The following is a 3,889-nucleotide window of genomic DNA, read 5'->3' as shown; positions in this document are numbered from 1 at the left end:
CGCAGCGGCCCGGCGCGGAGGAAATCCATGATATGACGCCGCTCGACCAGGCGATGCTGACCTTCGAGACCAACATGGTGGCGCAGGCGCTGAAGAAGGCGACCGGCTGCACCAAGATCAACACCGGCGCGCTCGGCAACATCGTGCGCCAGCTGCACATCCATGTCATCGCGCGCTCGGAAGGTGATCCCGGCTGGCCAGGCCCTGTGTGGGGACACGGCCTGCGAGAGCCCTATCAACGTTCCGACTTGCGACGGTTTGCCGAAACGATCAAGGCGGCGCTATAAGCGTTCCCAGTGTCCATCCCTCAACATATTCCAGAGTCCCCATGAGCTTCCGCCTGTTTGACGCGCCTTTGCGCGAGCCGAGCCAGTTCGTCGGCTTCGCCGGCAACACGATCGATCGGCAGTCCGAGAACCGCGCCGACGATTCGGTCGACAAGGCGCTGGCCGATCCGGCGACGCGGCTGCTTCTGATGCATGGCGGCCGGCTCTATTTGAAGCTCGGCGATAGCGGCGCTCTCGATCCCTGGTTCGGCGCCACCGAGAGCGAGCCCTTCAAGGTTTCCCTGGCGCAAGGCATCCTGCTCGGCTTTTCCGAACGAGGACCGGTGCTGGCCGTGCCCGCCGGCGTCGAACCCGAACAGCTTCCGGAAACAGTCAAGGCCATCGACTACCGCTCGGTCTACATGCAAGGGCTGATCGACGAGGCGGCGGCTGGCGCGATGGCGCAAGGGGCGGCCCTGCTCGCCTGGCATGCCAGCCATCGTTTCTGCAGCAAATGCGGTACAGAATCGCAGATGCGGGCCGGCGGCTACAAGCGGCATTGCCCGAATTGCGGCACAGAGCATTTTCCGCGCACCGACCCGGTGGCGATCATGCTGACGGCGACGCGGGAGAAGTGCCTGCTCGGGCGCGGCCGGCATTTCGCGCCGGGCATGTACTCGGCCCTTGCCGGCTTCATCGAGCCGGGCGAGACGATCGAGGCGGCGGTGCGCCGCGAGACGCTGGAAGAGGCCGGCATCCGGCTTGGCCGCGTCGTCTACCACGCCAGCCAGCCCTGGCCGTTTCCCTATTCGCTGATGATCGGCTGCTTCGGCGAGCCGCTCAACGACGACATCCAGGCCGACCTCAACGAGCTTGAGGACTGCCGCTGGTTTTTTCGCGACGAGGTGCGCCTGATGCTGGAAAGGACGCACAAGGACAATCTGGTCACGCCGCCGAAAGGCGCCATCGCGCATCACCTGATCCGCGCCTGGGTCGACTCGGAATGATGGCCGCGATTATTCAAAGACATTGCAGGAGCAGGGCATGATCCGTCACACCGTCGTTTTCACGCTGAAGCATCCGCCGCATTCGCTGGAGGAAAAGCGGTTCCTGGTCGACGCCAAGAAAATCCTCACCGCGATCAGGGGCGTCACGCATTTCGAGCAATTGCGGCAGATCAGCCCCAAGAACGACTATCGTTTCGGCTTCTCGATGGAGTTCGCCGACCAGGCTGCCTACAACAGGTACAACGACCATCCAGACCATGTCGCCTTCGTGCGCGACCGCTGGGTGCCCGAGGTCGAGACCTTCATGGAGATCGACTATGTGCCGCTGGGCGCGGTGATTTAGGGCATGGTCCCGAAAAGTGGAAACCGGTTTTTGGAAAAGACCATGCCTAGTAGCGATCAGTCCGCCACCTTCCACTGCTCACGCGACTCACTGGCCGGATAGACGCCCAGAATCCGCACTTCGCGCGAGAAGAAACGAAGCTCGTCCAGCGCCAGCTTGACCAGCGGGTCGTCGGGATGGCCCTCGATGTCGGCGTAGAACAGCGTCGCCGTGAAAGCGCCCAGCTGGTAGCTCTCCAGCTTGGTCATGTTGATGCCGTTGGTGGCGAAGCCGCCCATCGCCTTGTAGAGTGCGGCCGGCACGTTGCGGACGCGGAAGATGAAGGTCGTCATCATCTTGACGTCAGGCGACGGGCGCTCGGCCCATTGCTTGTTCTTGGTCAGGACGACAAAGCGGGTGACGTTTGAGTCGGTGTCCTCGACGTTTTGCTCGATGATATCGAGCCCGTAGAGGGTCGCTGCCAGCGCGGGCGACAGCGCCGCCATGGTGCGGTCCTTGACCTCGGAGACCATCTTGGCGGCGCCGGCCGTGTCGCCGGCGACGATCGCCTTCCAGCCGTTCTTGCGGATGTATTTGCGGCACTGGCCAAGCGCGTGGATATGGCTGTGCACCGTCTTGATCTCGTCGCGCCTGACGCCCGGCAGCACCATCAGCTGGAAATGGATGGGCAGGAAATATTCGCCGATGATGTGCAGCTTCGATTCCGGCAAGAGATGATGGATATCGGCGACGCGCCCGGCAATGGTGTTCTCGATCGGGATCATGGCGAGGTCGGCCTTGTTGGTCTCGACCGCGTTGAAGGCATCCTCGAAAGTCGGGCATGGCAACGGCTCCATCGAAGGGAACATGTTGCGGCTGGCGGTGTCGGAATTGGCGCCCGGCTCGCCCTGGAAGGATATTCTGTTGGTCTTTTCAGGCATGCCGATATCTCAGGTTGAAAGGATCTGTCTGGCGCGTTCGAGGTCTTCCGGCGTGTCGACGCCGAGCGGCAGCGACTGGACGATCTCGGCGTCGATGCGCATGCCGGCTTCCAGCGCCCGCAACTGCTCCAGCCGCTCGCGCCGTTCGAGCGGCGACGGCTTCAGCGCGACGAAACGCTCGAGTGCGTCGCGGCGATAGGCGTAGAGGCCGACATGATGGTAGAGCGGCCCCTCGCCCCAAGGCGCCGTGGCACGGGTGAAATAGAGCGCCCTCAGCCTGCTGCCCGAGAGCGGCGAGCCGACGATCTTGACGACATTGGGGTTGGTCTTTTCCTCGTCGCGGACGATCTCGACGCCGAGCGTGGCGATGTCCACCGCACTGTCCTCGAAAGGCCTGAGCGACGCGGCGATGATCTGGGGATCGATCGTCGGCAGGTCGCCTTGTACATTGACGACGGTTTCGACCTTGCGCCCGGGGTCGAGCGCGATCAGCGCCTCGTGGATGCGGTCGGAGCCGGATTCGTGATCCATGCGCGTCATCACGGCCTCGAAACCGTGCGCGCGCACCGCTTGCGCCACGCTTTGCGTATCGGTCGCCACCACCACTCGGCCAAGGCCGGCTTCGGCGGCACGGCGCGCGACATGGACGATCATCGGGGCGCCTGCGATGTCGGCCAGCGGCTTGCCCGGCAGGCGGGTCGAAGCCATGCGGGCCGGGATCAGGATCAGCGTGGACATTTCGGGTGCAAGGCGTCTCGAAAGAGGACAGGGAAAGTGGCAAAAGGTCTCACTGGAAGCGCCCTTATAGGTGTTGCAACGCCGCAGCAAAAGACCTAGTTTCCGCCCGATTTGACCGCCCTCGCAGGACGGGTCACGATACCGACGGACGGAGTGGACGGTTCTGTCCGCCGGAAAAGGGAGCAAGGGGCGTATGGATTCCAACGAAGTCAACAAACTGCTCGCCGGATTGCTCGGAACCGTTTTCGTCGTCTTCTCGGTCGGCATTGTGTCCGATGCGCTGTTTGCCTCGCCGGCGCCGGAAAAGCCCGGTTTCGCCATCGAGGCCGCCGAGCCCGCCGAAGGCGGTCCGGCCGCGCCTGCCGCCGCAGCCAAGCCGATCGCCGAACTGTTGGCGACCGCCAATGTCGAGCAAGGTGCTGCCGTCTTCAAGAAGTGCCAAGCCTGCCATTCCGGCGAAAAGGGCGGCCCCAACAAGGTCGGCCCGGACCTGTGGGACCTCATCGACCGCCCTGTCGCCGAGCATGAAGGTTTTGCCTATTCGGCCGGCATGAAGGAATTCTCCAAGGGCGGCGCCGAGAAGTGGACGTACGACAACCTCAACCACTTCATCAC

Annotated in this window: 6 protein-coding genes; 4 read left to right on the top strand and 2 right to left on the bottom strand. The window is 63.5% G+C overall.

All coding sequences use genetic code 11. From position 1 onward, the window contains the following. The 3 genes from EN893_RS22825 to EN893_RS22815 all read left to right on the top strand — a co-directional run. A partial coding sequence (locus EN893_RS22825; protein WP_164752276.1) for an HIT family protein occupies positions 1-287 on the top strand: 287 nt, incomplete at its 5' end. A gap of 41 nt (positions 288-328) precedes the next feature. Continuing rightward, entirely contained in the window at positions 329-1,273 is a 945-nt protein-coding gene (gene nudC, locus EN893_RS22820) for an NAD(+) diphosphatase (RefSeq protein WP_127268464.1), read from the top strand. A gap of 37 nt (positions 1,274-1,310) precedes the next feature. After that, entirely contained in the window at positions 1,311-1,616 is a 306-nt protein-coding gene (locus tag EN893_RS22815; RefSeq protein ID WP_127268465.1) for a Dabb family protein, read from the top strand. A gap of 56 nt (positions 1,617-1,672) precedes the next feature. Here EN893_RS22815 and EN893_RS22810 read toward each other — a convergent pair whose 3' ends face one another. Together EN893_RS22810 and EN893_RS22805 are read right to left on the bottom strand one after the other, a co-directional pair. Then, positions 1,673-2,536, bottom strand: coding sequence for a prephenate dehydratase (locus tag EN893_RS22810; protein ID WP_127268466.1), 864 nt, complete (start codon positions 2,534-2,536; stop codon positions 1,673-1,675). A 9-nt stretch (positions 2,537-2,545) separates the two neighbouring features. Next, complete coding sequence (locus EN893_RS22805; RefSeq protein ID WP_127268467.1) at positions 2,546-3,274, bottom strand: 3-deoxy-manno-octulosonate cytidylyltransferase; 729 nt, start codon at positions 3,272-3,274, stop codon at positions 2,546-2,548. Between the two features lie 193 nt (positions 3,275-3,467). Between EN893_RS22805 and EN893_RS22800 the strand changes: the two genes are divergently transcribed. Beyond that, positions 3,468-3,889 (top strand): c-type cytochrome (locus EN893_RS22800; RefSeq protein WP_128361792.1); only part of this gene is annotated, 422 nt, incomplete at its 3' end.

The organism is Mesorhizobium sp. M7A.F.Ca.CA.004.04.2.1 (assembly GCF_004022825.1).
Classification (GTDB): domain Bacteria; phylum Pseudomonadota; class Alphaproteobacteria; order Rhizobiales; family Rhizobiaceae; genus Mesorhizobium.
The sequence above is the reverse complement of the archived record's forward strand: the minus strand, read 5'-3'. Positions and strand labels throughout refer to the sequence as shown.

Excerpts from the sequence above, each read along its gene's own strand:
- EN893_RS22810 (WP_127268466.1), bottom strand. The coding sequence starts at position 2,536 with ATGCCTGAAAAGACCAACAGAATATCCTTCCAGGGCGAGCCGGGCGCC.
- EN893_RS22815 (WP_127268465.1), top strand. The coding sequence starts at position 1,311 with ATGATCCGTCACACCGTCGTTTTCACGCTGAAGCATCCGCCGCATTCG.
- nudC (WP_127268464.1), top strand. The coding sequence starts at position 329 with ATGAGCTTCCGCCTGTTTGACGCGCCTTTGCGCGAGCCGAGCCAGTTC.
- EN893_RS22805 (WP_127268467.1), bottom strand. The coding sequence starts at position 3,274 with ATGTCCACGCTGATCCTGATCCCGGCCCGCATGGCTTCGACCCGCCTG.